This window comes from Paenibacillus sp. sgz302164, from assembly GCF_056120505.1.
Genome location: NZ_JBVYOL010000014.1, coordinates 204,678 through 229,256 on the forward strand (window position 1 = coordinate 204,678; position 24,579 = coordinate 229,256).

Here is a 24,579-nt window from a genome sequence, read left to right on the forward strand (position 1 = left end):
TTCGATGGCAAAACGGTCAAAACGGGTAATCGGATTGGTAGGCATAGTGAGCAGGATGGCGAATTGGAATGCGGATTTTACAGGGCTTCCCAAGACTACGAGCGATGGAATTATTTTTGGCAGCGATAAGGCTTTGAAGTACAGTATCAAACGGCTGTGGCAGGAGCAGGGGGAGCAGGTGCTGTATATTCGTTCGTACAAACTGGGCAAGGGTAAAGAGGGCGAGAAAATGCAGCCCCGCGATTTAAAAGAGCGCTACCAGCATTTGTTCAATGAAGAGGTGTCCAAGGATTCGACGACTGTGTTGAAGCGTTTGTTCTCTTGCATCGATGTGATGAATTTCGGAGCGACGTTTGCGATTGAAGGGCAAAATCTGGGCTTGACCGGAGCCGTGCAGATCGGGCAGGGCTTTAATAAATATGCGTATTCGAACGTCGAGGTGCAGGATATTCTCTCGCCTTTCCGCAATTCCAACGAGAAGAGTGAAGACAAAGACGCCACAACGATCGGGAAAAAAACAACCGTGAACGAGGCGCACTACATTTATCCGCTCACGGTCAATCCGACCCACTATGACGGATATATCGGACTTCCGGGGATGGACGGTTTTGAAGGTTATACGGAGGAAGCGTACGAAGCTTTTAAAGAAGGCGCCCTAACCGGGGCAACGGCGCTGAACACGAATAGTAAGGCCGGATGTGAGAATGCGTTTGGTTTGTTTATTGTGTTTAAAGAGAATGCCCGGACGTATTTACCGAGCCTGGATTCTTATGTTCGCGTCTATAAAGAAGACGGCCATGCGGGAGAGCTGCCCGGAACCGTATACGATTTGAGCGCTATTTCCCCGCTGCTTGCTGCGATTCAGGAGCAGATAGAATGTGTCGAGCTTTATGTGAATCCTTATGCTGCAGAGGTTCGACTGAATGCGGAGGGGCTGCGGCGTTACAACCTGTTCAGCAGGACTGAGCTGTAGGGCAGCGTGCTGCGGTATGTGAAATTAAACGTTAAGGGGGATGCCATGCGTGCGCTCCGATTTGAGTTGAGAGGCGAGACGGCATTTTTTAAAAAGCCGGACGTCAATGTATATGCTTATTTTACTTACAGCCATATTCATAAAGTCGCTTTGTTTGGCCTGTTAGGCGCAGTGCTTGGGCTTGGCGGGTACATGGAGCAGTACGACGAGAATTATACGTTGTCTGCGAACAGAAAGAAAGGGGAGCTTTTGAGGGTGTTTCCGGAGTTTTACGAGGTATTTCGGCGTGCCCGAATCGGTATTGTCCCGCATGGGGATCGCGGTTATTTTGCCAAGAAGATTCAAATATTCAACAATACCGTCGGCTATGCCAGCCAGGAAGAAGGCAGCGTACTGAACGTCCGGGAGCAATGGCTGGAAAAGCCGCATTGGACCATCTATGTGGGTGACGACGAGGGATTGCCTTCCGGCATCTTCGATAGGCTGGCCGATAGCTTCCTGCGATTGCAAAGCGTGTATATGCCGTATCTTGGCAAGAACGATCATCCGGCATCGATCGGGGAGCCGGCGATTGTCGAGATGATTGGGGCGACCCGGCCCCGGTTCATAGATTCGCTCCATCGCGCCGAGCATATCCGCTATGATGCGGAAGGAGAGTCTAAGCCGGGGCAGCGGCTCAGCTTCTTCAAAGAATTTATGCCCGTCGGTTTGAATGAGGCGAATAACGGATACGTTTATGAAGCACTTGTGCTGACGAATCAGGAAGTGGATGCGGATGATTTGTGCGAAAGCGATCTGATGAACCTATTTTGCGATGGGGATCGCATCATTTATTTTATATAGGCGACGAGCGGGACAGGGGGACAAACGATGGGACTGCGCGCATATTTGGCAGAGGGGGCGGAGACGCTGCTGCTGGCGCATACGGCCAGGGAGGGAACGGGGGCGCTTCCGGAAACGCTTCTTGACCATTCCAATCGGGTGCTGGCTTTTATGGAGAAGCTAAATGTAGTGAATGGCTTGGCGACTTCCGTGGAACGCGCAATCGACCGGTTGGGGATCGATGGTTTGCCGCTTGAACCTGCTGCTCAGGAAATGATCAAAACATGGTTCACTCAGGCGATCTATTTGCACGATCTCGGCAAGCTCAATCCGATGTTCCAAATGAAGCGGATGCGTAATCCGGGGATCGGGAAGCTGCGCATGCTGTCCGGCGATTCGAAGCATGCGCTGCTCTCGGCCCTGTTGTACCTGCATATTCATCTTCCTGACATTGAGCAAATCGAGCTTGCCGGCGACTACAAGCGAACCCGGTCGGTTCGTAAGCTTCTAAGGCATGTGCTGTATGTATTTGCTTATATCATTTCCCGGCATCATACCTATTTGGTCAGCAATGAAGAACTGAATGGCGACGGTTTGTCACGTTTTGAAGAAGAACTCGAAACGCTGCACAAGCAGCTTGTCCGCAATCCCGACCATTTGTATTATTACAGGTACAAAGAGCAGCTTTTGAACCCGTCGGGCGACACGGCGAACGGGCCAATTTATGATCAGATCAGCGAACGAAGGGGGCAGCGCTTAATGGATAAGCATGCGCCCTTTCCTTTCTATGTGATTACCAAATTACTGTACTCGACGATGGTGGCGTGCGACTTCTATGCCACCCATGCTTATGACAGCGGGGTTGAACTGCCGTTTCGCTATTTCGGACAAAACTACCCGCTTGGACCCGTGCTGGAGCAGTATCGGCAGACGGCTAATTATCATACTGTCCAGACATACCGCAGCGATCCCGGGTCGGCAGATATCGCGCCAATCAATAGGCTGCGCGCATCCTTGTTCCTGGAGACCGAGCGTCAGCTCAAGATGTACAGGAATGAATATATCTACAGTCTGGAGGCTCCTACAGGCTCGGGGAAAACGTTCATGTCGCTCAATCTGGCGCTGCAATTGCTGGATAGCGATCTTGGACTCAACAAGCTGGTGTACGTGTTTCCTTTTAATACGCTGATCGAGCAGATAAAGCAAACGCTGGATCAGATTTTTCCCGCAGATTTGCAGGAGCGCTATCGCATGGCTGTCGTGAATTCGGTAACTCCGATTGTGACCGAGCGTGAACTGAACGCCGACAAGGCCCGGACGAATGAGCATGGGGAGCAGGAGCCGGATATTCCGCTCGATTACAGGGTTGAACTCATGCAGCGGCAAATGCTGCAATATCCGCTTACCTTAACCTCGCATGTGAACTTTTTCAATTACTTGTTCGGGATAGGGCGAGAGTCGAATCTTGCTTTTACACATCTGTGCAACAGCGTTATCGTGCTCGATGAAATCCAAAGCTACCGCAACCAAATCTGGAAGGAAATCATCTATTTCCTGCACGCTTTTGCCGAACTGATGAATATTCGGATCATTATTATGTCTGCGACGCTGCCTCAGCTGGATCTATTGATGGAAGACGGAGCTGCGAAGACCTGCCCTCTGGTGCCGGAGCGTGAGCTTTATTTTCATCATCCGCTGTTTCGCGAGCGGGTGCAGCTGCATTTTGAGCTGCTGCAGCATAAAGAGATGGACGAGGATACGCTGCTTGAAGAAGTGATGGCTGTGCTGGATGAGCGGAAGTCCCGTGGGAAGCCGACGCGCTTGCTGATCGAATTCATTACCAAGAAAACGGCGCGGAGTTTCTATAATAGGCTGAGTGAATGGGGGCGGGACACGCCTGTTTTCGAACTGACGGGAGACGACAGCAACCTGCTGCGGAAGCAGGTTCTGAGTAAATTGGGCAAGGATGCGGCCGGGGAATTTATTTTGCCCGATGTGGTCGTGGTCGCCACACAAGTCATCGAAGCGGGTGTCGATATCGATATGGATGTCGGGTTCAAAGATATTTCGATACTCGACAGCGAGGAACAATTTCTCGGACGGATTAATCGATCTTGCTTGCGGACGGATTGCCATGCTTACTTTTTCAATATGTTTGAGGCTGGACAAGTGTACCGTGACGATTGGCGCACGGAGCTGGACCTGCGTTCGAGTGATTACCAACAGATGCTGCTCAATAAGGATTTTAGCGGCTTTTACCGCCTGTGCATGAACAGGTTGAACGAACAGCGTGCCCAAGGCAACTTGAAGCATTGGTCGAATCTCCTCGCCTCTGTACAAAAGCTGGATTATCCGGATATTGAACAGCGTATGAAACTTATTACCGATAAAACCTATACGCTTTTCATTGACCATGAAATCGTTTATACGAATGAATCGGGCCAGCTTGTGACGCTGAACGGCGAGCAGGTCTGGGAAAAGTTCAAGCATCTCATGGCTGACAAGGAATTGGACTATGCCGAACGTGTAGTCAGGCTCTCGCAAACGCGGGAGAAAATGGCTTATTTTATCTACAGCTACGGACCGGAGCGCAAGGGTAGGCAAGGGGAACCTGGGGTGTACAGCGAGCGAATTGGAAGCCTGTATTATGTGCCTTACGGTGAACGGTTTATGATCGAAGATAAGATGACAGGGGCTAAAAAGTTCGACCACAGCGCTTATGCGGCTGAGGAGGGGTCTTTATGAAACATTTGCTTCGATTTTACCGAAGATTTTGTAATGAACCGCAGAGTGAAGCGCCCGCCGGACAATCCATTGAACGCGCTTATCAGTTTTGGCAATATGATCTTGTATACAAAAACCGTTTCGCAAATCTATCATACCCATTTAGATCAATCGATCAGCTTCCTGCACGAGCCGAGTGACCGCAGGTTTTCATTGAGTCTCGATCTGGCCGAGCCGTTCAAGCCACTGATCGTATTCCGCACCATTTTTGAAGTCGTCAATAACCGTAAAATTCAAATCAGCAAGCATTTTGACAAGAAATATAATTATTGTCTGCTAAATGAAGCAGGCCGCGATGTGTTTATAACGGCGCTGGAGGAACGCCTTTCTGGAAAAAGAGCGGAAGTGAGTTGGTCATTGTGCCAAAAGGGAAAAATTACAACTACGTGATTTTGGTGTATGATATCGGGGAAAAACGTGTAGGAAAAGTGTACAAAATATGCAAGCAATATCTGGTCCCGTTTCAAAAGTCGGTCTTTCGCGGTGAGATCACACCATCTAATTTGATCAAGCTCAAGGATGATCTGAAAAAGGTAATCGATAAGAGCGTTGATTTTGTAGCTTTGTTTAAAATGACGGGTGATTATGTCTTCGACGAAGAAGTTATCGGAGTCCGTCTTCATAATCAGGAATCCATGCTACTGTAGCTTTTTTCCCCCGGCAATGGAGCGATTTATGGCGCGAACCTTAGAGCCGTAAGGCTTAGGGGGCGATTCAGCTGTAAACTTCTCCAACCCTATCTCCGGTTGGGAAAAAATTGATAAATCCTTATGGCTGTAGTAGAATTCGGCTATGGATGATTTGAAAAAGCTTGGTTTTATTAGCATTTAACCGTAACACTAGGTGTATTGAAACTTCAAAACGTCCAGAAGATCGCCGTTCTTGTTTGCGCATTTAACCGTAACACTAGGTGTATTGAAACTCCCTACAGAAGTCCAGTTGAGCGTGATCGTACTAGATTTAACCGTAACACTAGGTGTATTGAAACTGACCATAACGATAGATAATATTTCCCTCTGGATCAATTTAACCGTAACACTAGGTGTATTGAAACATCGAAAAGTTGACCGGGGTCGTTGTCGTCGTGTTATTTAACCGTAACACTATGTGTATTGAAACCCTAATAGCCTTGCTCAAATAGTCTGAAATTTGTGAAAATTTTAAATGGAACTCTTTTTTGGGATTGCCTTCAGCAGATTGAACTATCGTTTCTCAATTGTGGCACTGTTCTCCCCAACCATAAATATCACATCTATGCTAAAATTCAATCTGATATCTTTCATCGAGAGGGTGTTGTTATTTTGATTAGAAAAGCGTTTCTGAGTGATTCCCAAGAGATCGCTAGACTTTCAAGCCAATTGGGCTATCCAGTGGATGTCTCCCAACTTAATGAGAGACTCCAATATATCTCTAACCACAACGATCATATTGTTTATGTGATGGAATCAAACCACGTTTTGTTCGGATGGATTCATGCTAATGTACGTTTCTTAATCGAATCGTCACCATTTGTTGAGATAGTTGGACTTGTAGTCGACAGTATCTATCGAGGAAATGGGATTGGCAAACAATTAGTACAAGCATGTGAGCAATGGGCAGTAGAATCCGGATTCACAAAAATTAGAGTGCGTACCAATCAGACTAGATCAGATGCCGTCCAATTCTATAATCGAATTGGTTTTACAATTAAAAAATCGCAGCATGTGCTTGATAAAGAAATTTAGCGATCGACACCATTCGTTGCTTTTTGGGGGGGAATTTAACCCGAAACTCTTGAAAATTTAGTGTTAATATTCTCAGTCTTTTACCTTTATCCTGCCAGTTAGTTTAGCGGCCGGGGTCGAGCTGCGCATATGATCTCATGAATCCCGTCTTTTATCTAGGTGTGCGGGATTTGACGCTTACAAAAAGAGCGGAAGTGAGTTGGTCATTGCGCCAAAAGGGAAAAATTACAACTACGTGATTTTGGTGTATAATATCGGGGAAAAACGTGTAGGAAAAGTATATAAAATATGCAAACAATACCTGGTCCCGTTTCAGAAGTCGGTCTTTCGCGGCGAGATCACGCCATCTAATTTGATCAAGCTCAAAGACGATCTGAAAAAGGTAATCGATAAGAGCGTTGATTTCGTAGCTTTGTTTAAAATGACGAGTGATTATGTCTTCGATTAATCAGGAATCCATGCTGCTGTAGCTTTTTTCCCAACGGCAATAGCGCGATATATGGCGCGAGCCTTAGAGCCGTAAGGCTTAGGGGGCGATTCAGCTGTAAAATTCTCCAACCCTATCTCCGGTTGGGAAAAAATTGATAAATCCTTATGGCTGTAGTAGAATTTTGCTATGGATGATTTGAAAAAGCTTGATTTTATTAGCATTTAACCGTAACACTAGGTGTATTGAAACGATACATGCCCCCCATCATCCAGGTTTCCGCTTCAATTTAACCGTAACACTAGGTGTATTGAAACTACTTGAGCTTGTTTTTCGTGTGCTTCGCCAGCAGCATTTAACCGTAACACTACGTGTATTGAAACTCGACGGCGCGTTCTTGAGCGTGAGCATTCGGTATTATTTAACCGTAACACTACGTATTTTGAAACTCCTGTCTGATTCCAAAACCGTTTTTCTAGCCTAGATTCGAATTTTTTGTAATTATGTTAAAGTTAGGGGAATATCGGTAAGATAGCGAGATATTCTTCGTGAAACGGCGCAAAGGTTCACCCGTGCTGGCGTCAGACTATATAAGCAACAAAGGAGATACAACACAATGAACAAAGCGGCAAAAGACGCCTTATGGGCGGATGCGAAGAAACGGTGCGGATTAAGCAGTATAGAAATTCAGATGGCCAAGGAACTGGGCCTGAACCCCAAAAGCTTGATAAAAAACATACCGTCCAAGACACAGATGTGGAAAGCGCCCGTACGCGAATGGGTGAGAGAGCTTTATGAGAAAAAATTTGGCAGAAAGACGCCGATGGTCGCGTCTGCAGTAAACGCTGCAGCAAAACCGAAGCCTCAGCGAAAGGCCGAACCCGGGCAGCCGCTCGTCGCGGATGCGGAGTTGCCGTTCTAGGACTCTTCCGTCGGAGCTATTTTTCTATTGCATTCGTCGAAATCGGAAACGGAGGAGCAAGCTTGATGCAGCCAGTGACCGAATCGGCCGACGGCCAGTGCCTTCGGCCGGATACTCTTTTAAACAATACTTACAAAATCGGCAGCCTCATAGCTTCCAGCGAGCTGACGATTGTTTATTTGGCTCATCATGCCGCAAGCGGGCAGGAGCTTGCGATCAAAGAGTTTTTTCCGAAGCCGCTGGCACTGCGGGATATCGACGGCAAAACAGCCGTATGCCGAAAGCCGTCGCTGCGGGCGAAATGGAGCGCGCTGCTGGAAGCTTTTCAAAGAGAGGGGCGCATTCTGCGGCAGCTGCGCCATCCGAACATTGTCGGTTTTGCCGACATGTTCGAAGAGAACGGAACGATGTATCTAGTGACGGAATACAGCCGGGGGCAAACGCTCGATCACAGCTTGCGAGGCGGCGAGTTGTTGTATGCAGCCGACGCCATATACAAAACGCTGCTGCCGCTGGCCGCTGTCGTCGAAGCCGTTCATGCGGCCGGCGTCATTCACCGGGATCTCAAGCCGGGCAATATTATCATGACTGACGACGGCAGGCCGCTGCTGCTGGATTTCGGTTCAGCCGTGTACGGCGATCGGCGTTCCGGTCATCCGATTGTGACCTCATCCGGTTTTTCCGCTCTTGAGCTGTATTCGGAGAAAGCCAGGCAGGGCAAATACTCGGATACGTTCAGTTTTGCGTCGCTTCTCTACTATGTAATGACTGGAAATGTCCCCCAGGACGTGCCCCGCCGATTAGTGGAAGACCGGATCGAGCCGGTCAGACGGGTGAACCGGGAAGTGAACCCGTTGTCTTCGGCGATTGTGATGTGGGGGATGGCCGTACATGCCCGCAAAAGATGCCCTTCCATCAAGCTGCTCAAGGCAGCGCTGTATATCGAATATTTTCGCTTGAAACGAAAAGAACGCCAAAAAACCAACCCCCGTTTATGACAGGGCGTTGGTTTTTATTTCTTTGTAGCGCAGCTCGATTTCCGTGAGCCTGTCCTCGAAGGTGATGTAGACTTTGTCGTTGTAACGGATCGTTTCTTTTTTATTTTTGGCGATCGGCGTCCTGCCTTTTTCCACTGTGCAGCGGGTGTTGTGCTTGAACAGGAGAGTGCCGTTCTTGCCGGGTTCGATGAAGATGCGCTCCGATTCCGGCAGCGGTTCGTTCATATCGAGGCTGCTGAACAGCTCGCTGAGCCTTATCGCCCGCTGCTTTTCGAATGAGGACAAGGGCCAGTATTTGACGGGAATATCGTTGCCGCTCGCCGTATGGAGGAAATAGCCCTCAATTCGCCCGGCGAATTTGGGCTTCGGCCGAAGCAGCAGATAGACCAGCAGGCCGGCCAGAAGGGCCGCAAGCGCGATTCCACCGGCGATGTAATAGCGGGTCCACACGGAGTGAACAGTGATGCTCAAGACGGAAGTGACGGCGCCTCCCTCCGGATCTTTGGCGGTAATCGTTACCGTGGATGTCCCGGTTTGCAAAGGAGTGACGGCCAAGGTGCCGTTGTTTTCCAAAGCGAAGGCGGCCGATTTGCCGGTGCTTCCCGAATCGATGATATAGGTCAACTCATCCATATTGGCATCTTTGAAATAGTTCGAAAGATTCAATTTTGCAGCGCCATTTTCCTTGGTTAACGTAACCGTTCCGTCTCCTGTTGCCACCGGAGGCGTATTGGTTAATTCCAGCTCGCTGACCCCGGTTTCCCGGTAAAAGTCCTGTCCGCTGAGCAGAACGCGGGTCTGATATTTCCCGGAGTGGCGGAACGTCGCATCGGCGGCGAAACCGTTGCCCTGCAGATTCATCGGGATTTTTTCTTCCTGCCCGGTGCTCAAATCTTTGACGATCAGCTCGGATTTGACAGCTTGATAGACATCGGCATCCGCCAGCTTCGAACCGTCGCCGGCCGTTCGCTTCAGAAAAGACGAGAAGGCGGCCGGAATGCCTTTGACGGCTTGCGGAACGTCCACCCCGGCTTGCAGGCTGTAATTATTCAGCAGGCTGATTTTCACAAGATCGCCGGGACTGCCCTTGAACTTCAACAGATAGCTGCCTTTTTGCGGCTGGGGCATTTTCATCAGCGAATATTTGGCGGATTTGTAAAAACGAATGCGGTTCGCGTTGGCGTACAGCTGCGTTTCCGCAATCGGATGCTCGGAAAGCAAGATGATGTTCGCCTCGTTAACGCTTGAGTTCGGGATGCTGACGCTCACTTCCTGCAGCTCCCCGGTTGCCGTCACGGCAGCGACGGGGACAAGCACGGAACGGATCTGTTTGGCAAAAATTTTGTTGAAAATTTCTGGCAGATCAGCGGCGCTTTCCGTGATGTACGAGGCCCCGCCGGTCTTGGCGGCAATCGTCTCAAGCTGGGGCGCATTGACCGAGCCGTCGCGGTTCAAGCCGATCGTATAGATGGGGAAGCCTGCGGACTGGGCCTTTTCGATGACCCGTTCCACATCCCTATTGGAATCTTCCACGCTTCTTCCTGTGGATATAGGACCAAAGTCCGTGCCTCCGTCGGACAGCAAAATCATAAACGGCTGGGCGGAGCCATTTTTGCCGCTTGTCAAAAGCTCCTCCCCCCTGCTGAGCCCCAAGCCGAGATCGGTGTAACCGGAAAATTTCAGCGCCTCGATTTTTTTCTTCAGCTGTGTCTTTTGCTCCTCGGTCGAAAGCAAAGTCAGCGCCTGCTCGGCGACAACCTTATGATTGTAAGCCAGAAACCCGATGCGGGTGCGTTCGGTTTCGCTCATATCCATAAACATTTTAATGACTTCGGCGGCGATGCGGTCAGAATCGGTAGCGTTCATCGAATAGCTGGTATCCATGACGAACATCGCCGCCAAATCCGCATCGGGATCGCTTTGGGCGAGGGCGGTCCCGGCTGGCGGGCAGACGGACAGAGCCGAGAAGACGGCGATGGATACAAAGAAGCACGCCTTCCGGCATATCTTGATGATTTTGTTTGCAGCGAGCATTCGTTCACCTCTTTGTAACAAAAAATTTAAAATGAGTAAACCCTTTCCACGCAAGGGTTTTGGGCATTTTGCCAACAAGTGCCGTCAAAAATGTTAAATTATACACAGAATTACTTAGCATGTTAAGGTAATATATGGAACACTAGGGACATATTATTACAGAATATAGCATATGGGTAATAAATAATAATGGGGAAAAAGTCCTGGATTCGACAAATTATACATTAATTTTTCCAATGTTGACAAATTAAAACAACATCGCCTATGATGAATCCAAGACTAGGACTTATTCCCACAACGATTTGGAAAGGAGTAGGCTGTAAGATTCGCAGGCCACTGCTGCCGGGAGAATGGTTATAGCTGACACATCAGAATGGACATTATTAATCAGACCAATCGAACTATGTTGTTTGAGGAAATGAATCCGGAAAAGCTGGATCTCATGACCATAGTCGGGGACGTTCGGGGCATCGACAGCCTGAGCGACGACAAGATCAAGGAGATCAACCAGCATCTGCTTGTCAAAAGCTTTGACGAGTTTTTGGACAAATTTTCACCCAGCGTGTATTCGTTTTTTAATGCGGCCAATCAGAAGGTCATGTATACGCTGAAAAAGCCGGAAGGCATTTCCGATGACAGTGTCTCTGAAATCAAGATCGACCAAACGAACGATTTTCTGAAAATGCTGTTCACCTTGATCGACACGAAAAGAAGTCAGGGAATTACCAATGTGGACTTCAAATTTGAAAACTTGCTTGATATGATTTCGCCGAAGAAAGTGATGGACGATATCCGTCAGGTGCGCAAAGAAATACATTACATGTATGATTTGTACGACAAATTGGATGACGGCGATCCGAAAAAGCTCGATTTCGGCGACAAGCTGAACATCATGTTCGAAGATGCGAGCAAAAATTACAACAACGTGATGGCGATGCTTCCGCTTGCGATCGAGGACATCAAGACAAGGCTGCTCCTTGGAAGCGCGCAGGAGGAGAATCAGTCCGAAGTCATTCAAATCGGCCAGCTGACGATCGGGGAAACCGGGGAGCTGAAAATTATCGAAGCGCCCAAAAGCGACAGCATGCAGCTGATGGTTATGGACGAAAACAGCGGGAACGGGCTGATCGGCGTGTTTGAGGACGATTACGATTCGGTGTCCGATACCCCTTCTTCTTACGTGAAGGATCTTGTGGTCCGGACTTTCTGTCCGCTCCCTGCGGTGCAAAGCCAGATCGATATCGAGACGGAAGTTCAGAACTACAACACCTATCTTGAGTTTTACAAAAACGCCAAAGACGAATTTGTCAAAACGGTCAAGCCGCTGGTGGAAAAAATATTGGGCGTGAAAATGTTCTTCGACCAGTATTCGACCAAAAACAAAGGCATGCAGCCGTCGCTGCTCATTACCAACACGAAGCTGGACATGATCGTAAAAAGCAGCAACATTCCAAGGCTGGAAACGTACCTGAACACGGTCAACTCGAAAAACGATTTCTCCGATACGATCTGGTTCGGCATCGTTCCTTCCGTACAGCTGGAGTCCTCCGGGGCGTCGAAGGTCAGCAGAGAGCGCTTCAAGGGCAACGAGAAGGTGGTCAAGCAGGACGGCAACACGATGGAATCCTTGTCCATGCTGCTGCAGGTCATCAAAGATTATAAAGTGCAGGTTTTCTTCAGCTTCGAAACCGGCGAGGAAACGACGTTCAACAGCATGGCTACTTCCGGCATCGATAAATATATCGACAAATGCGGCGTGCTGGTCAGAAAAGACTACAGCGAGTTTGCCGTCCCGTGCGTGCCTAACTTCACGATTATACCGAAGGATAAGTCCGGCGTAATCATAGACAGCAAAATGCTGCAAACCGAAGAGGGCGTCAAGCTGTCGAAGGAGAAGGAAGATGTCCTCAAGCTGTGGATCGAAGGAGTCTATGTCGGTGCGGCTTATGTAGGCGCCGGCATTGTGGCGGCCTATCAGTGCCCTGAATACTTGCGCGAAGCGTTCAAGAACGTAAGCAAGGAATTCCCGGGCGTCCGCTTCGATATCGAAGCCGGAGAGAACAGTCTCAGAGCGATAACGACGATGGCGAAGGAAATTTCCGGTTTTACGAACAACATCAAGGATTCGATCAACAGGAAAAACTTCGGCTTCGTATTTTCCTCCGAGAACGCGCAGCTGCAGGGCAAAGACATCAAGCGGATTACCGTCTACAAGGCGAGAAGCCTCGCTTCGGCGGAAGACGGCTTCGACTCCCTGTACAAGACGCTGGTCAGCACCTACATTGAGCGCATTTTGCGGTTCCAGACCGGGGACTTCAAGCATGACAACATCGTCAAGTTTTTCAGCAACAATCCGAACAGCCAGAAGAGCAGGTGGCTGGGCACACGCGGCTTCGTGAATTCGATTATCCATGACGGGGACGACATGAGCTACATCATCGACGACAAGAGCAACTTGTGTCACATCGATCTCGTGTATAACGGCAACGTGAAAAACCTGGAGGTCATGATTACCAAAGGGACGACCCCCGTTAAAGCCTAATGAGCCGGATAGCCGCATTCATACAGGTGTTAAGGGGAAGTTTTCACAAACTGAACCTTCAGCATATATTCCGCAAGCGGACCCCGCTTTCGGAGCACACATTTATTATTAAGGAGGATTTTTCAATGGGATTCAAACTTAAAGTGGAAGGCGCAGAAACAATCGAGCTGGGATTGGACAATATCCAAACCGTCAAGTATGAAACGGATACACCGGACGATTCCAACGCAAGATCGACGGATGTAGGAGCTTTTCTGAAAATTTCGGGCAAAATCATTACGGCAACGGACGGCGACAGCGCTGACGACACGATGAAGCTGGCTCTGTGGTCGCTCGTACCGGCGGAAAAAGCCGATTGCTACAGAAAAGTGACCCTCGAAGTGATTGCAGCCGATCAGGTAATCCGCAAAATTTATTTCCCTAACGCCTTCGTTGTGGATTACAGCGAGCGTTTCGGAGATACCGAAGGCGTCGGCGAATTCACCATTTTCATCAAGCAGAAGAAAGATAAAACGGAATTCACGACGGTTGAAGGCGGGTATGCCGTTTAAGCGGCATAAGCCATATGCGAAAGAAAAGTAGGTTAAGGGGCAGCAGCCCCTTACCTATTTTTTGCAATTATTCTGGTTGCAAGGATGAATAAGATGAGCGATTATTACGAGCTGCTGGGTGTTTCGCGTCAAGCTTCAGCGGACGAAATCAAGAAGGCGTACAAGCGTCTGGCGAAGAAGCACCATCCCGACGCCAATGCCGGCAGCAAGGAATCGGAGAAGCTGTTCAAGCAGGTGAATGAAGCGTACAACACGCTGTCCGACGCTTCGGCGAGAGCGGCGTACGACGCCCGATTGAACGCGAGGAAGGAAGCGCCAGCAGGCGGAAACGCCGCTTCCGGGGAGCGCGCGCAGAGCGGCCGGCAGCAGTTCGACATGAGCGGGCTGGACAAGCAGTTCTCGCGATTTTTCGGCTTTCATCCGAAAGAAGGGGAAGCCGGCCTGAAGCCGAAAGGCGGGAAAAATCCCGTCGATACGAGCGCCATGTTCGATGCCTATTTTGGCATCAAGAAAAAATAATACCGGAGGAAGACGCAACGGGGGTAATGAAAATGAAGGATGCAACCGGGACCCCGCAGCCGGGCGCAGGTAAATCCGGCTGGGTCGCCGCAATCGATTGGATGATCGCCCTGACCGCGATTGCGGCTTTGATGTATACATACATATGGAATCCGCTCCTTGCTTTGAAATACGTCGTCGGAGGCGTAGCTGTCGTCTGCGCCATCCTGTACGGGATCAAGGCTTACAGGAAGCCGCCAATGCCGGGCGCGTACCGCAAAGAATCGGCGGGAACCGGCATTGCCAAGCTGACATTGCTGGGCGACGACGGCGAAAAAATCAAGGAATGGTTCATCCAGGGGGAAACGTCCTTGTTGATCGGCAAAAGCTCGGGCCAGCAGGAGGTTGAAATCGATTTGGCCGATGCGGAATACGCAGCTTTGATCAGCAAGCAGCACGCTGTGCTCAATTACGCCTCCGGGTCCTGGTATTTGGAAGATCTGGATTCGCGCAACGGGGTCGGGATCAAAAAGAAAGGATCGGCCGGCAAACAGGCGCTGACGGACGAGCAGCCGTATAAAGTGGAGTCGGGAGACACGATTTACATCGCCAATACGAGGCTGCTGGTGAAGTAAGCCGGGCTTTTTTGAAGAAGACGAATACGGGGGAATGGATACAATGAGTTTGACAAGGTGCGCCAACGGGCACATGTTCAGTACGAGAAAACACGGCAGCGTATGCCCCTATTGCAGCCTGGCGGTGGAACCTGCCCCGAGGGCGGACGGCGCGAGATCGGCGAGAGCGCAGGAAGACGATAAAACGATGCCGTATTTGGGCGAAACGGGCGGTGTGGAGCCCGTCACCGGCTGGCTGGTATGCATCGAAGGGCCGCAGCTCGGCCAGGATTACCGGATTATGGCGGAGAAAAATTTTATCGGGCGCTCGGAAGACATGCATATCCGCATTATCGGAGACAACACGATTTCCCGCCGGAACCATGCGGTAATCGTCTACGATCCGAAGAAAAGAAATTTCTATCTGCTGCCCGGCGACGCCTCGGGATTGGCTTATCATAACAACGAAGCGGTATATTCGCCCGTGGAAATGACGGCGTACGATGTCGTTCAGCTTGGGAAAAGCAAGTTTTTGTTCATCCCGTTATGCGGCGTTCATTTCGAATGGGATAGCGATGCGGGGAGGGAAGGATGAGCGTGCTGGTGCGAACCGATTTGCTGCCTTACCGAATTGTGCTCGCTTTCGCGTTCGTTTTGTTCGTCCTGCTGGTCATCAGGGAATGTCTCACGCGTGCGAAGCAAACACCGTTTATGTCCATCGGCAATGCGCAGACGATCGGCCGGCGTGCTGAGCAGGACGACTATTTTGCGACGATTTCCAATACCCACGGAACTATCGCCGTGCTTGCCGACGGGATCAGCGGGTTGTCCGGGGGCAGGGCGGCCAGTACCAAGGCGGTGACGAACTTCGTCAAGGAGTTTTTGAAGCTGGAGAGTCTGGAGGATGTTCCCGGCTATTTTACAAGAGCGGCCCGGATCAGCAATACGGAAATTATGCACAGCTTCAAAGGCGCGCAGGGCGGGACGACGCTGGCGGCGGTCCTTATAGCCGACGGCTTGCTGTATTGGGGAGCGGTAGGAGACAGCCTGATCAAAATTTATCGCAACGGCGAATTCATCGATGTCAACCATAAGCATATTTTGGAAACGGTGCTGGAGGAACGATACGTATCCGGCGAAATTACGAAGGAAGAAGCGTTGAACAGTCCGGTCAAGCATCAGCTGGTCAATTATTTGGGCTATGAAGGTTTCAAAAATATAGAGATCGGCGCAGAGCCCATCCGGCTGCACAAGAAAGACCGCGTGCTGCTGTGCAGCGACGGCGTGACGAATACGCTCACGGAAGTCGAGCTGGAGTATATTTTGTCTGAGCCGCTGACCGCTTATGACGCTGCCGAGGTCATTATTGAAGCCATTGAACGCAAAGAGCTTAAGCATCAAGACAATGCGACGGTAGTGCTCCTGGAAAAGGGTTGGTCATAGCGGGGGGAGGCAGCGATGAGAAAGGATAACAGCAATTTTAAGACGAGCTTTTTGTCAGAATCGGGAACATTTGTTCGCAATAAGGGATATTTTGCTTTTACGGAGTATGACGAACTGGCTTGTTGGGTCATCGCCCAAGGGCTGGATAAGGATACAGAGGCGGAAAGCGCCGAAATGGCCGTGAAATGCGTGCTCGGCAATTTCATGCAGAGGCCCAGACTCTCCCGGAGAGCGGTACGCGGCTATTTGCGCGAAGCGCACCTGCTGCTGCAAACGGAAAGCCACAGAGTCCGGCGCAAGGCGAGCCTGACCGTAGTCGTCGCGAATTACACGAAGATGATCTGGGCGACCGCCGGAAATACGCGGATCTATCATTTTCGCAATGGAAGATTGCTGGAAAGAAGCAAGGATCAGAGCTTGACGCAAACGATGGCGAATGCGGAGCAAATTTCGCAGGACGTCATGGAACGGCATGAGGAAAGGCACAATTTGCTGTGGTATTTGGGCAAGCGCGGAGAATTCCGGCCGGCCGTATCCCGCAAGTCCGCGCTGTCCGACGGGGATGTGCTGCTGCTGTGCACCTCGGGGGTATGGGAAGGCGTGAACGGAGCGGAGATGCTCGATGCCGTAGAAGAGGCTAAAGAACCGCAGGATTTGGTCGATACGCTGGAGGATGTTCTGCTGAGCAGGCAGTCCGGAGTCGTTCCGAACTATACCGCAGCCGCCGTGTATGCGGACAAGGTGTACCAGGAGCCGCCCAAAAACAGATGGAAACTCGTAAAAACGATTGCAATGGTGCTGATTCCCCTCATTTTGCTGGGGGGAGGGGCCCTTTATTATAAAGCGCGCGCCGTAAAAGCGAAAGCGGAGGCGGCGGCCGCTATTTTCGAGCATGAGAAGAACGGCGACACCGCCGTGCAGGACGGCAATTACCCGAATGCGGTCAAGGAATACAGCGAGGGGCGGAACGCGGCCATCAAGGTGGAGGACACCTTGCATAAGCAGCTGCTGACCCGGAAGCAGAGAACGGCGCAGCTGGTCGTCGACGGGGACGCCTCTTTCAAGGACGGCGACTACGCCAAGGCGCTGGCCAGTTACGAGAAGGCGCTGAAGGATGCGCGCTCGCAGGAAGATTACGACATCAAGGATCTGGAGGCCAAAATAAGCAGGAATCGTTCGTACCTGCAAGTCGCCGACCTGATGAAGCAGGGGGACGAGAAGTTCCAGGCGCAGGACTATGAAGGCGCCAAGGAGCTGTACGCCAAGGCGAAGAAAGAAGCGGGAGCGGTTTCGTTCGCCGGCGGCGAAAAGGAGCTGGCCGGCAAAATCGAAGCCTCGGACGCCAAAATGGCGGGGATTCAGAAAGAGAAGCGGCAATTGGACGCCGACAAGCTGGAAAAGAAGGGCGACCAAAGCTATGCGGCCCAGGATTTCGAGCAGTCCTTGTCTTCTTACGCCATGGCGCAGGAAATTTACCAGGAGATCGGCATGCTGGAAAAGGTGCTGGGCGTCGAACGGAAAATGACGAAAGCCCAGGAAAAGCTGAACCCGCCGCCTTCCGCCGCACCTTCCACGGCACCTTCCGCTGCGCCGCCCGCTCAGGCAGCGGCGCCGGAGGGAGCTTCCGAAGGCGCCAAAGCGCAGGCTGCGCCCGCAGCTCAAGCCGGCTTGGCCGGAAGCGGGGGCAAAAACGAGGGAGGAGGCAAGTGACCCATGATGAAGGACATCGTTCTGGACAGGCTGAACAGGATCGAGGATCTCGAACAGCGCAAGCTTTTGAAGAGCGTCATGACGGGCATCTTTCTCAACCTGGTGGAGTATCAGGAGGAATGGAACCGCAAGCTGGAGGAGCGGGTATTCAAGGAGGTAGAGGAGCGCGAGGAAAGCTATGACGTCTACGTGACCTTGATGCCGAGGGAGGAAATGGACCCGATCCACGAATTTTTATATCCGATGATTGCGGAGGATGCGGAGAAGAAAGTCAGCGATATTCGGAAGCTGCTGGCCGAAAAGCGTGAGCATGGGGAAGCGGTGCTCATGAAGGTGTTTCTCCAGTGCGAGTATACGGCGCTCAAAGGGCTGCTGAACGGGCGCAGCACGTTCCGGGGCGAGCTGGTCACTTCGCGCGGCAGCCATCCCATCGAAGCGCACCTCAGGCAAAACCTTGCCTATATCGGCGAGCTGGAAAAGCTGTACAGCGTTTTTCAGAAAAATAACGTTCCCTGGAAAACGGTGAACCACCCGTACGCGCACAAGTTTTTCGATGTGTGGTGGACAGGCGGCGGGGAGGGGATCGGCGAGGACGAGGACATTGTCGAAATCCGGGTTCATTTGGAGGAGTACGAGGCTTGCAAAAAGCTGGATATGGTTCCGATGTGGAACATAGAGCGGCTCTCGCTCAAAAATGTCGGATTCCCGATTCCGGCGGTGGACCGGGTGAACTTCGAGCATGTGCTGTCTCTTCGCAAAACGGGAGCGGAGCACGGTTATTTGGTCGACGGCGACGAGGAGCTAATCCGCTATATCAAGCGCATGCCGGAGGAGCTGACCGTCGTCTCGCCGCAGGAGAAATCGGGCATCTGGAACGTGTTCAAAATTACGCAGCCCGTTCCGTCCCGAATCGGCAGACTTCCTTATGGGCTTGTCTCCAATAAGCGAAAAGACAGCTTTACAGGCGGATTCGCCCGCAAACAGGCGCAGACCGTCCGGGCCAAAGGCGAGATTATCCGCATCGTCCATTCCTTCGAAGCTTGCGAATCGCTGGAACTGGAGCAGGTGGAGATCGTGGACAAGGCGGACGGCAAGGAAGCGACTTACGGCATGAACCCGTTCATCAGCGATCAAGTCAGGACGGAGAACGACAAGAAAGCGATGCGGCTCCGTTTTCGCAGGCGCGGCGAGGAAAGCTTTATCCTGCAGGATTTGATGAGTTTCCTGGTATCGGAAGTACAGATGTATTTTCCCGAATACAAATGCGAAGGGGAATGGGTTTGAACTACGTTTGGGATTTGGTCATCAAGGCGGAAAAATCGGGGATCGCGAAGCGGGAGCTTTATTTTGCCCCGGCCCGCACTTACTCCCCTTACATGGAGCTTAGTCCTGAAGCGCTGAATGCCGGGGTTGTCGACAGACAGGTTGAATTGAACCCGTATTACCGCTTTTTTGAAATATTCAAGGATTTGTTCGACATCAACAATCAGGAGGATCCGGAGCTGCGGCATGCGCTGTTCGATATCCTGATGCATTTTTTGACGGATATGGATTTGCGGCAGGGAATGAACAAGCGCGAGTTCTATATCCGTTTTGTGCGGCGGGATCTGGAGGCAGGCATATTCGGGCAGGATGTGCGGGACAAGATGAAGCTGCTGAGCCTGGAGGAGCAGGAGGTTGTAGCAAGCAATATTCTCAGCCTGTACGAGACGGGCGAGGCCGTGTATCTGCTGAAAGACACGATGCGCAAGCTGTTCAGCCGTTCCACCATTTACGCCAATTGCGAGGACAAGGATGAGCTGCTGTTTTATGTCGGCCAGGCGGAAAGCGATCGGGCACGCGCCAAGCTGGAGCTGATCAAGACGATATTTCTCCCCGTTCGCTTTCATACGCAAACGTACTGGGAAGATCATTTCGGCATCGTCGATGTCGAGGAAACGATGCGGATCGACCGCATCGCGATTTATTGACGGGAGGATGGGGGCTGCATGAAGGCCTATACCTACAAGTTGAATTCGCCCAAGGGCATGGGCGGCGAACAGGCGGAACGCCATAAGGCCACCTACACCAGGAGCGAACTGTCGGATATGACGACGCTGCAATTAAGAAACATTTGCCATAAGGAAAAGCTGGTCGAAGGACTCACCGGATCCTTGGACAGGGAAGTGTTGGTCCGCACGATTTTGAAATACAGAAATGCGGAAGCCAGCCTGCTGATCCGCAGCTTCAGGAAGGGCGGGCACGAGCGCGTGGAAGCAGCGCTGGGGCGCTATCTGAACACGCCGCTGCGGGACGCCGGCAGCATGAAAGTGCCCGCCCGGCTGACGCTGTATGCGGGGCAGAAGGCAGACCGGCGCGACAAGTACCGGATCGAAGCGCCGGGCGCGATCGGCGAGTCCAACGTGCTGATCGTGAACGAGCGGCAGGAGCTGTGCGGCCTGCTCCATCTGGTCAAAGACGCTGCGGAGCCGGGCGTCTATTACCTGTCGGCGTCGCCGGACATTCCGTTTCGCAAAAAGCCGAACAAAAATTACAGCTTCCTGTTTTTTCGCAAGCAGGATTCGGAATATATCTACAAGATCTATGATCAGGAGAAGCCGCTTCCTCCGGTCAATCTGCATTATTACCGGGTTCCGATCGCCGATCTGGAAATCAGGGAGCTGGAGGAGACCGACGCTGTGCTGGCCATCGATTTCGGAACCTCCAACACGACGGCTGGCGCTTATTTGGACAGCGGGTATGTCTCCTCCCCTTCCTCGCACAATCAGCTTAACGGCGCAATCCGGCTGGATGCGATCAATTACGTGTCTTTTCCCGATACGACCCGCAAGGAAGAAGAGTGGATCGATCTGCTGCCGACGATCGTCAGTGCGGCGGATTGCTCCGATCCGGCGAATGTCAAGTACCATTTTGGCTACGATGCGCTGAAATCGCTGAAAAAGAGCGGGTATACGAGCCAGGCGACGGTCTTTCACGGAATTAAACGTTGGGTGAACAGCTACGGGCAGAGCGAAGAAATCGTCGACGGGCACGGCAATGCCGCATTGGTTTCCCGAAGCGATATTTTGCGGGCGTATCTTCTGCATGTAGTGGGGACAGCGGAGCACCAGTTCAAGTGCCGCTTCAAGCATTTGCACATATCGAGCCCGGTTAAGCTGCGAACGCAGTATAACGACATGTTTGCCGAGCTGCTGCCGGAATACGCGATCGAAACCGAGCATGGGCTGGATGAAGGCATGGCGGTGCTTTACAACACGATTGCCGATCAGCTGGAGAAGCGCAGCTTTATGGACGGTGAGGAATACAAGGCGCTGGTGATCGATTGCGGCGGCGGAACGACAGATCTTTCCTCCTGCCGGTTTCGCATTGAGGACGGCAATCTTTCCTACAAAATCGATATCCAGACCGCTTACGAAAACGGCGATACCAATTTTGGCGGCAACAATATTACGTACCGGATTATGCAATTTATGAAAATCGTATTTGCCGATTACTACGGCAACCGCAAGCGCGTGACGGATATCGACGGCCTGATTCATATTCCGGGGACGGATCTGTACAGGCACGTGGACGAATTCGGCGTCGGGTCTGTGTACGAAGCGTTCGAAGCGGGCTACCGGGAGGCGGAGAAGCTGATTCCCACCCGGTTCAAGGAATATGAAAACCGCACGAGGGACGAGTACCTTCGGGTGAAAAGCAATTTTTACTTTCTCTGGGAAATGGCCGACCGGATGAAAAAAGAATTTTTTCGCAAAACCGGCATCGTCCGCAACCGGTTTGACGCCGACGGCGGAACGAGGCAGGAAAGCGACCTGAAAATTACGGCCGTGGACCGGTGGTGCCTGTCGCTCAGCGAGAACGGCGCGATGAAGGATGTGTACGATTTTCCGAACGTCGTGTTCAACATCAAGGAAATCAATCAGCTGATCAAGGCGGATATTTACGAAATCGTCCGCAAGTTTCTGGAAACCTATTACCAGGAGGGTCAGCTTCAGGACTATTCGATCATCAAGCTGACCGGACAATCGTGCACCATCGATGTGTTTCGGGAAGCTTTGAAGGAGTTTGTGCCGGGCCGCAGCATTGAATTCCGCCGGAAGACGGAGCATCCGGGGCAGGTGCCGGACTTGAAGCTGGCCTGCTTGCGGGGCGCTATCCGGTATTTGAACGCCCGCAGGGCCGGGACGATTGAGGCGAACATGACGAATCGCGCGCCTGTCGTCCCCTTCTCGGTCAGCGCCTTCACCCACAGCCGTGAGGAAAAGCTGCTGATCGGCGCCCAGGAGAGGCTTAGCCGCGTTCAAGGTTCGGTATCCCGGCCGTCCAGCGCGGCTGAGGTTGAATTGTACTTAAAGGGAAGCGACGGCCATGTGCGGCACAAGTACGTGTATGCCAGCGATTCGGGCAGCTTCACGCCTTCGCGGTACGAGGACATTTTTGCCGCATACGGAGCGAAGATTCCGCAGGACGATACCGACTCGATCGTCAATGGGGAAGTGAAGTTTTTCGTGTTCTCGGAGGAGAATGTCTGGGGCTTTCACGTGCTGCCGGTTGCGAGACGGGACGAGCAGCTTTATCTGGGCACCAAGAAATTTTTTCCGTTTGAGAACGATTTGTCGGAGCTGGACTTTTTTGACGGATGGAAGTAATAAACGCCGGGGGAGAGAGGGGGAATGGCATTGTTTGCGAACGTCCAACCGAATTTTCATAAAGGCCGGATATTGAAACGGGAAATGCTCGAAAGCCTGCGGGATTTTCCGAGGCGCTTTGCGGACCTGTCCTTCCGGGCATACTCGGACGGTATTATTGCGGGAGCGGACGTGACGGTAGAGGCGGAGACTCTCACGGTATCCGCCGGCATCGTCAAGCACGGCGGCCGGTTGTACATGCTGGAAGAGGATTTCCAGCTTCCATACCGCGCGACGGGCAGGGAGACCGTGCTGAAAATCCGCTTCGCGGCAGGCGAGGAGCAGCCGGATTTCAGCGTGTACGGCGCGGAAATCGTGCTGGAAGACGAGCCTGCGGCGAGTGGCAGCGAGCTGGAACTGGGTCGCTTCAAGTTAAAGGAAGGGGCGAGGCTGCGCTCGGAATATCAAAGCTTCGCCGACTTCGCCACGGAGTACAACACGTGGAACATCATTCACGCCGCTTACGCGGGAATTGGCGAGCGCAGCATAAGCCCGGCGCTGATGCGGTATTTTGCCGCCGAGCTGCTGGAGCGGGGCAGCTCTCACATGTACGACATCGCGTTTGCGATGCAGTGCATGAACCGGGAGCCCCTGGAGCGGGAGCTGATTTTGCGCTATTTTGCCGCCAGGCTGGGAACGGGCTACAAGCCCTGCGACAACGGACAAATTCATAAGCATCTGACGCGCATATTGAGCGAGGCCCACGGCGACAGCCGGGCCAAAGCGGATTTCCGGCACAGCGGCCCGCGGCGGATGATTGTAGATTAATGTATAGGCAGGTGGAAGCAATGATAATTTGGAAAGGCGCCGGAATACTGGTAATCCCTATCGTCGTTGTGGTTGTCGCGCTTTTTACGATAACAGCAAAGGGGTTTGCGGATAATTCTACGGCTTCAACATTAACCGACATTTTTTTGGGTATAGGTCTCATTTTGTCAGCGCCTCCCATATGGTATGCAGGAAAATATTTTAACCGGTATCGGGATCATGTCTATCTGGATAGTCGAACCGGAAGACAGGTACGGTTAGGCGTGCAGCATAGCTTGTTCTTTATACCGATGGAATATTGGTCCGTTGCTGCGATTTTGTTGGGTATAAGTGAGTTTTTTGTAGATAAATAAGAACAACTTGTCAGGTATCCGTTATTTGACAGGTGCTCGACCGACGTTTTTGGGTGCAGATGAAAGGAGTGACTGGATGACCAGACAAGAAGCGTTGCAGCATTTTTATGACACTTACGTCCAACCCGCTTACGAGGAGCAGTTGGATGAACTTGAACGCTATTTTAACACCTGCAAGGATGATTTGGCTGAACCGTTCATTCAGTCTTTTCGCGGGATCTGCATCCTCATACATAAGAAACAAGCTGCTGGAGAAAAGGGCAAAATCGGGTACATCACGTACTCCATGCGCCGCACTTATATATTGGAAAAAAAATACGAGCATCCCATTCATGCCTATGACCGGGATTGGTTTTTTGATACCCGGCCTTGCCGGGCAGTCTACGATTCCAGTTGGATTTTCGGACGGTTGGAACAAATGGAATCCGAGTGGAAGACGAAAAGTCGTCTTTATATGAACAAAATTTGGGAGACTGACATCGAGCGAATCAAGTTTCAAAAAGCGGCCGAAATGACGCGTTATATCACTCGTTTGGCGCAATATGCGCTGCCGCTTGCCGTACAATTGCCGGAATTTCTAAATATTGCGTGCGAAGACGATCTGGAAGTGTACACAGGCGAACATAAAGGAAGGATGGACTTGATTTACAGCAAGTCCGGCGGTGAAGAGAGCGCCAAGATTTTGCGCTACTGCGAGATTTTGTAATGTACCTCACGGGGGTTGACAT

23 protein-coding genes and 1 CRISPR repeat array are annotated in these 24,579 nt (G+C 51.5%); of the genes, 22 read left to right on the plus strand and 1 reads right to left on the minus strand.

Translation table 11 applies throughout. The features are described from left to right. Positions 1-4: 4 nt before the first annotated feature. The 9 genes from AC0LWT_RS23045 (at position 5) to AC0LWT_RS23085 (ending at position 8,650) form a co-directional block, all read left to right on the plus strand. Complete coding sequence (locus tag AC0LWT_RS23045) at positions 5-973, plus strand: type I CRISPR-associated protein Cas7 (protein WP_474683624.1); 969 nt, start codon at positions 5-7, stop codon at positions 971-973. A 45-nt stretch (positions 974-1,018) separates the two neighbouring features. Then, positions 1,019-1,816: a type I-B CRISPR-associated protein Cas5b gene (gene cas5b / locus AC0LWT_RS23050; RefSeq protein ID WP_474683625.1), complete on the plus strand. Its 798-nt coding sequence runs from the start codon at positions 1,019-1,021 to the stop codon at positions 1,814-1,816. Between the two features lie 27 nt (positions 1,817-1,843). Beyond that, complete coding sequence (gene cas3 / locus AC0LWT_RS23055) at positions 1,844-4,540, plus strand: CRISPR-associated helicase Cas3' (protein WP_474683626.1); 2,697 nt, start codon at positions 1,844-1,846, stop codon at positions 4,538-4,540. A gap of 33 nt (positions 4,541-4,573) precedes the next feature. Next, entirely contained in the window at positions 4,574-4,969 is a 396-nt protein-coding gene (cas1, locus tag AC0LWT_RS23060) for a CRISPR-associated endonuclease Cas1 (RefSeq protein WP_474683627.1), read from the plus strand. After that, positions 4,966-5,226 carry a CRISPR-associated endonuclease Cas2 gene (gene cas2 / locus AC0LWT_RS23065; RefSeq protein WP_474683628.1) on the plus strand — a complete coding sequence of 87 codons (261 nt, stop codon included), beginning with the start codon at positions 4,966-4,968 and terminating at the stop codon, positions 5,224-5,226. Before cas1 ends, cas2 (AC0LWT_RS23065) begins: the two co-directional genes overlap by 4 nt. Before the next feature lie 178 nt (positions 5,227-5,404). Next, a CRISPR array of direct repeats spans positions 5,405-5,699; the repeat unit is 30 nt; unit sequence ATTTAACCGTAACACTAGGTGTATTGAAAC. A 181-nt stretch (positions 5,700-5,880) separates the two neighbouring features. Then, entirely contained in the window at positions 5,881-6,303 is a 423-nt protein-coding gene (locus tag AC0LWT_RS23070) for a GNAT family N-acetyltransferase (RefSeq protein WP_474683629.1), read from the plus strand. Positions 6,304-6,502: 199 nt separating this feature from the next. Then, the gene (gene cas2 / locus AC0LWT_RS23075) at positions 6,503-6,751 is read left to right on the plus strand and encodes a CRISPR-associated endonuclease Cas2 (protein WP_474683630.1); all 249 of its coding nucleotides are present in this window, start codon (positions 6,503-6,505) and stop codon (positions 6,749-6,751) included. A 595-nt stretch (positions 6,752-7,346) separates the two neighbouring features. Further along, a complete protein-coding gene (locus tag AC0LWT_RS23080) occupies positions 7,347-7,652 on the plus strand; it encodes a hypothetical protein (RefSeq protein WP_474683631.1) in 306 nt (101 codons plus the stop codon). 65 nt (positions 7,653-7,717) lie between these two features. Further along, a complete protein-coding gene (locus AC0LWT_RS23085) occupies positions 7,718-8,650 on the plus strand; it encodes a serine/threonine-protein kinase (RefSeq protein WP_474683632.1) in 933 nt (310 codons plus the stop codon). Here AC0LWT_RS23085 and AC0LWT_RS23090 read toward each other — a convergent pair. Beyond that, entirely contained in the window at positions 8,645-10,684 is a 2,040-nt protein-coding gene (locus AC0LWT_RS23090) for a VWA domain-containing protein (protein ID WP_474683633.1), read from the minus strand. The two genes, AC0LWT_RS23085 and AC0LWT_RS23090, sit on opposite strands and share 6 nt — an antisense overlap. Before the next feature lie 373 nt (positions 10,685-11,057). On the opposite strand from AC0LWT_RS23090, the gene AC0LWT_RS23095 reads away from it, so the two are divergent. The 13 genes from AC0LWT_RS23095 (at position 11,058) to AC0LWT_RS23155 (ending at position 24,557) form a co-directional block, all read left to right on the plus strand. Next, on the plus strand, positions 11,058-13,226 hold the full coding sequence (locus AC0LWT_RS23095) for a transcriptional regulator (RefSeq protein WP_474683634.1): 2,169 nt from the start codon (positions 11,058-11,060) through the stop codon (positions 13,224-13,226). Between the two features lie 125 nt (positions 13,227-13,351). Next, a complete protein-coding gene (locus tag AC0LWT_RS23100; RefSeq protein ID WP_474683635.1) occupies positions 13,352-13,777 on the plus strand; it encodes a membrane-associated protease 1 in 426 nt (141 codons plus the stop codon). Between the two features lie 93 nt (positions 13,778-13,870). Then, positions 13,871-14,296 carry a DnaJ domain-containing protein gene (locus tag AC0LWT_RS23105; RefSeq protein ID WP_474683636.1) on the plus strand — a complete coding sequence of 142 codons (426 nt, stop codon included), beginning with the start codon at positions 13,871-13,873 and terminating at the stop codon, positions 14,294-14,296. 32 nt (positions 14,297-14,328) lie between these two features. After that, entirely contained in the window at positions 14,329-14,910 is a 582-nt protein-coding gene (locus tag AC0LWT_RS23110) for an FHA domain-containing protein (protein WP_474683637.1), read from the plus strand. A gap of 43 nt (positions 14,911-14,953) precedes the next feature. Further along, positions 14,954-15,484, plus strand: a complete 531-nt coding sequence (locus AC0LWT_RS23115) for an FHA domain-containing protein (protein WP_474683638.1) — start codon at positions 14,954-14,956, stop codon at positions 15,482-15,484. Next, on the plus strand, positions 15,481-16,332 hold the full coding sequence (locus AC0LWT_RS23120) for a PP2C family protein-serine/threonine phosphatase (protein WP_474683639.1): 852 nt from the start codon (positions 15,481-15,483) through the stop codon (positions 16,330-16,332). Before AC0LWT_RS23115 ends, AC0LWT_RS23120 begins: the two co-directional genes overlap by 4 nt. A 15-nt stretch (positions 16,333-16,347) precedes the next feature. Then, a complete protein-coding gene (locus AC0LWT_RS23125; protein ID WP_474683640.1) occupies positions 16,348-18,042 on the plus strand; it encodes a PP2C family protein-serine/threonine phosphatase in 1,695 nt (564 codons plus the stop codon). Between the two features lie 6 nt (positions 18,043-18,048). Then, positions 18,049-19,326, plus strand: a complete 1,278-nt coding sequence (locus AC0LWT_RS23130) for a normocyte-binding protein (RefSeq protein WP_474683669.1) — start codon at positions 18,049-18,051, stop codon at positions 19,324-19,326. After that, positions 19,317-20,012 carry an iron-dependent peroxidase gene (locus AC0LWT_RS23135; RefSeq protein WP_474683641.1) on the plus strand — a complete coding sequence of 232 codons (696 nt, stop codon included), beginning with the start codon at positions 19,317-19,319 and terminating at the stop codon, positions 20,010-20,012. The genes AC0LWT_RS23130 and AC0LWT_RS23135 overlap by 10 nt, the downstream gene beginning before the upstream one ends. A gap of 18 nt (positions 20,013-20,030) precedes the next feature. Next, positions 20,031-22,691: a molecular chaperone gene (locus tag AC0LWT_RS23140; RefSeq protein WP_474683642.1), complete on the plus strand. Its 2,661-nt coding sequence runs from the start codon at positions 20,031-20,033 to the stop codon at positions 22,689-22,691. A gap of 30 nt (positions 22,692-22,721) precedes the next feature. Then, positions 22,722-23,498 carry a DNA and RNA helicase gene (locus AC0LWT_RS23145; RefSeq protein WP_474683670.1) on the plus strand — a complete coding sequence of 259 codons (777 nt, stop codon included), beginning with the start codon at positions 22,722-22,724 and terminating at the stop codon, positions 23,496-23,498. Positions 23,499-23,518: 20 nt separating this feature from the next. Further along, positions 23,519-23,851: a hypothetical protein gene (locus AC0LWT_RS23150; RefSeq protein ID WP_474683643.1), complete on the plus strand. Its 333-nt coding sequence runs from the start codon at positions 23,519-23,521 to the stop codon at positions 23,849-23,851. A 76-nt stretch (positions 23,852-23,927) separates the two neighbouring features. Further along, complete coding sequence (locus tag AC0LWT_RS23155; RefSeq protein ID WP_474683644.1) at positions 23,928-24,557, plus strand: hypothetical protein; 630 nt, start codon at positions 23,928-23,930, stop codon at positions 24,555-24,557. The last annotated feature ends 22 nt before the right edge of the window (positions 24,558-24,579 follow it).

Bases quoted from the DNA above. Each gene is read 5' to 3' on its own strand.
- cas5b (WP_474683625.1), top strand. From the start codon at position 1,019: ATGCGTGCGCTCCGATTTGAGTTGAGAGGCGAGACGGCATTTTTTAAA.
- AC0LWT_RS23095 (WP_474683634.1), top strand. From the start codon at position 11,058: ATGGACATTATTAATCAGACCAATCGAACTATGTTGTTTGAGGAAATG.
- AC0LWT_RS23045 (WP_474683624.1), top strand. From the start codon at position 5: ATGGCAAAACGGTCAAAACGGGTAATCGGATTGGTAGGCATAGTGAGC.
- AC0LWT_RS23105 (WP_474683636.1), top strand. From the start codon at position 13,871: ATGAGCGATTATTACGAGCTGCTGGGTGTTTCGCGTCAAGCTTCAGCG.
- AC0LWT_RS23090 (WP_474683633.1), bottom strand. From the start codon at position 10,684: ATGCTCGCTGCAAACAAAATCATCAAGATATGCCGGAAGGCGTGCTTC.
- cas3 (WP_474683626.1), top strand. From the start codon at position 1,844: ATGGGACTGCGCGCATATTTGGCAGAGGGGGCGGAGACGCTGCTGCTG.
- AC0LWT_RS23150 (WP_474683643.1), top strand. From the start codon at position 23,519: ATGATAATTTGGAAAGGCGCCGGAATACTGGTAATCCCTATCGTCGTT.
- AC0LWT_RS23140 (WP_474683642.1), top strand. From the start codon at position 20,031: ATGAAGGCCTATACCTACAAGTTGAATTCGCCCAAGGGCATGGGCGGC.
- AC0LWT_RS23085 (WP_474683632.1), top strand. From the start codon at position 7,718: ATGCAGCCAGTGACCGAATCGGCCGACGGCCAGTGCCTTCGGCCGGAT.
- AC0LWT_RS23135 (WP_474683641.1), top strand. From the start codon at position 19,317: ATGGGTTTGAACTACGTTTGGGATTTGGTCATCAAGGCGGAAAAATCG.
- AC0LWT_RS23080 (WP_474683631.1), top strand. From the start codon at position 7,347: ATGAACAAAGCGGCAAAAGACGCCTTATGGGCGGATGCGAAGAAACGG.
- AC0LWT_RS23110 (WP_474683637.1), top strand. From the start codon at position 14,329: ATGAAGGATGCAACCGGGACCCCGCAGCCGGGCGCAGGTAAATCCGGC.
- AC0LWT_RS23120 (WP_474683639.1), top strand. From the start codon at position 15,481: ATGAGCGTGCTGGTGCGAACCGATTTGCTGCCTTACCGAATTGTGCTC.
- AC0LWT_RS23100 (WP_474683635.1), top strand. From the start codon at position 13,352: ATGGGATTCAAACTTAAAGTGGAAGGCGCAGAAACAATCGAGCTGGGA.
- AC0LWT_RS23115 (WP_474683638.1), top strand. From the start codon at position 14,954: ATGAGTTTGACAAGGTGCGCCAACGGGCACATGTTCAGTACGAGAAAA.
- AC0LWT_RS23155 (WP_474683644.1), top strand. From the start codon at position 23,928: ATGACCAGACAAGAAGCGTTGCAGCATTTTTATGACACTTACGTCCAA.
- AC0LWT_RS23125 (WP_474683640.1), top strand. From the start codon at position 16,348: ATGAGAAAGGATAACAGCAATTTTAAGACGAGCTTTTTGTCAGAATCG.
- cas1 (WP_474683627.1), top strand. From the start codon at position 4,574: ATGAACCGCAGAGTGAAGCGCCCGCCGGACAATCCATTGAACGCGCTT.
- AC0LWT_RS23130 (WP_474683669.1), top strand. From the start codon at position 18,049: ATGAAGGACATCGTTCTGGACAGGCTGAACAGGATCGAGGATCTCGAA.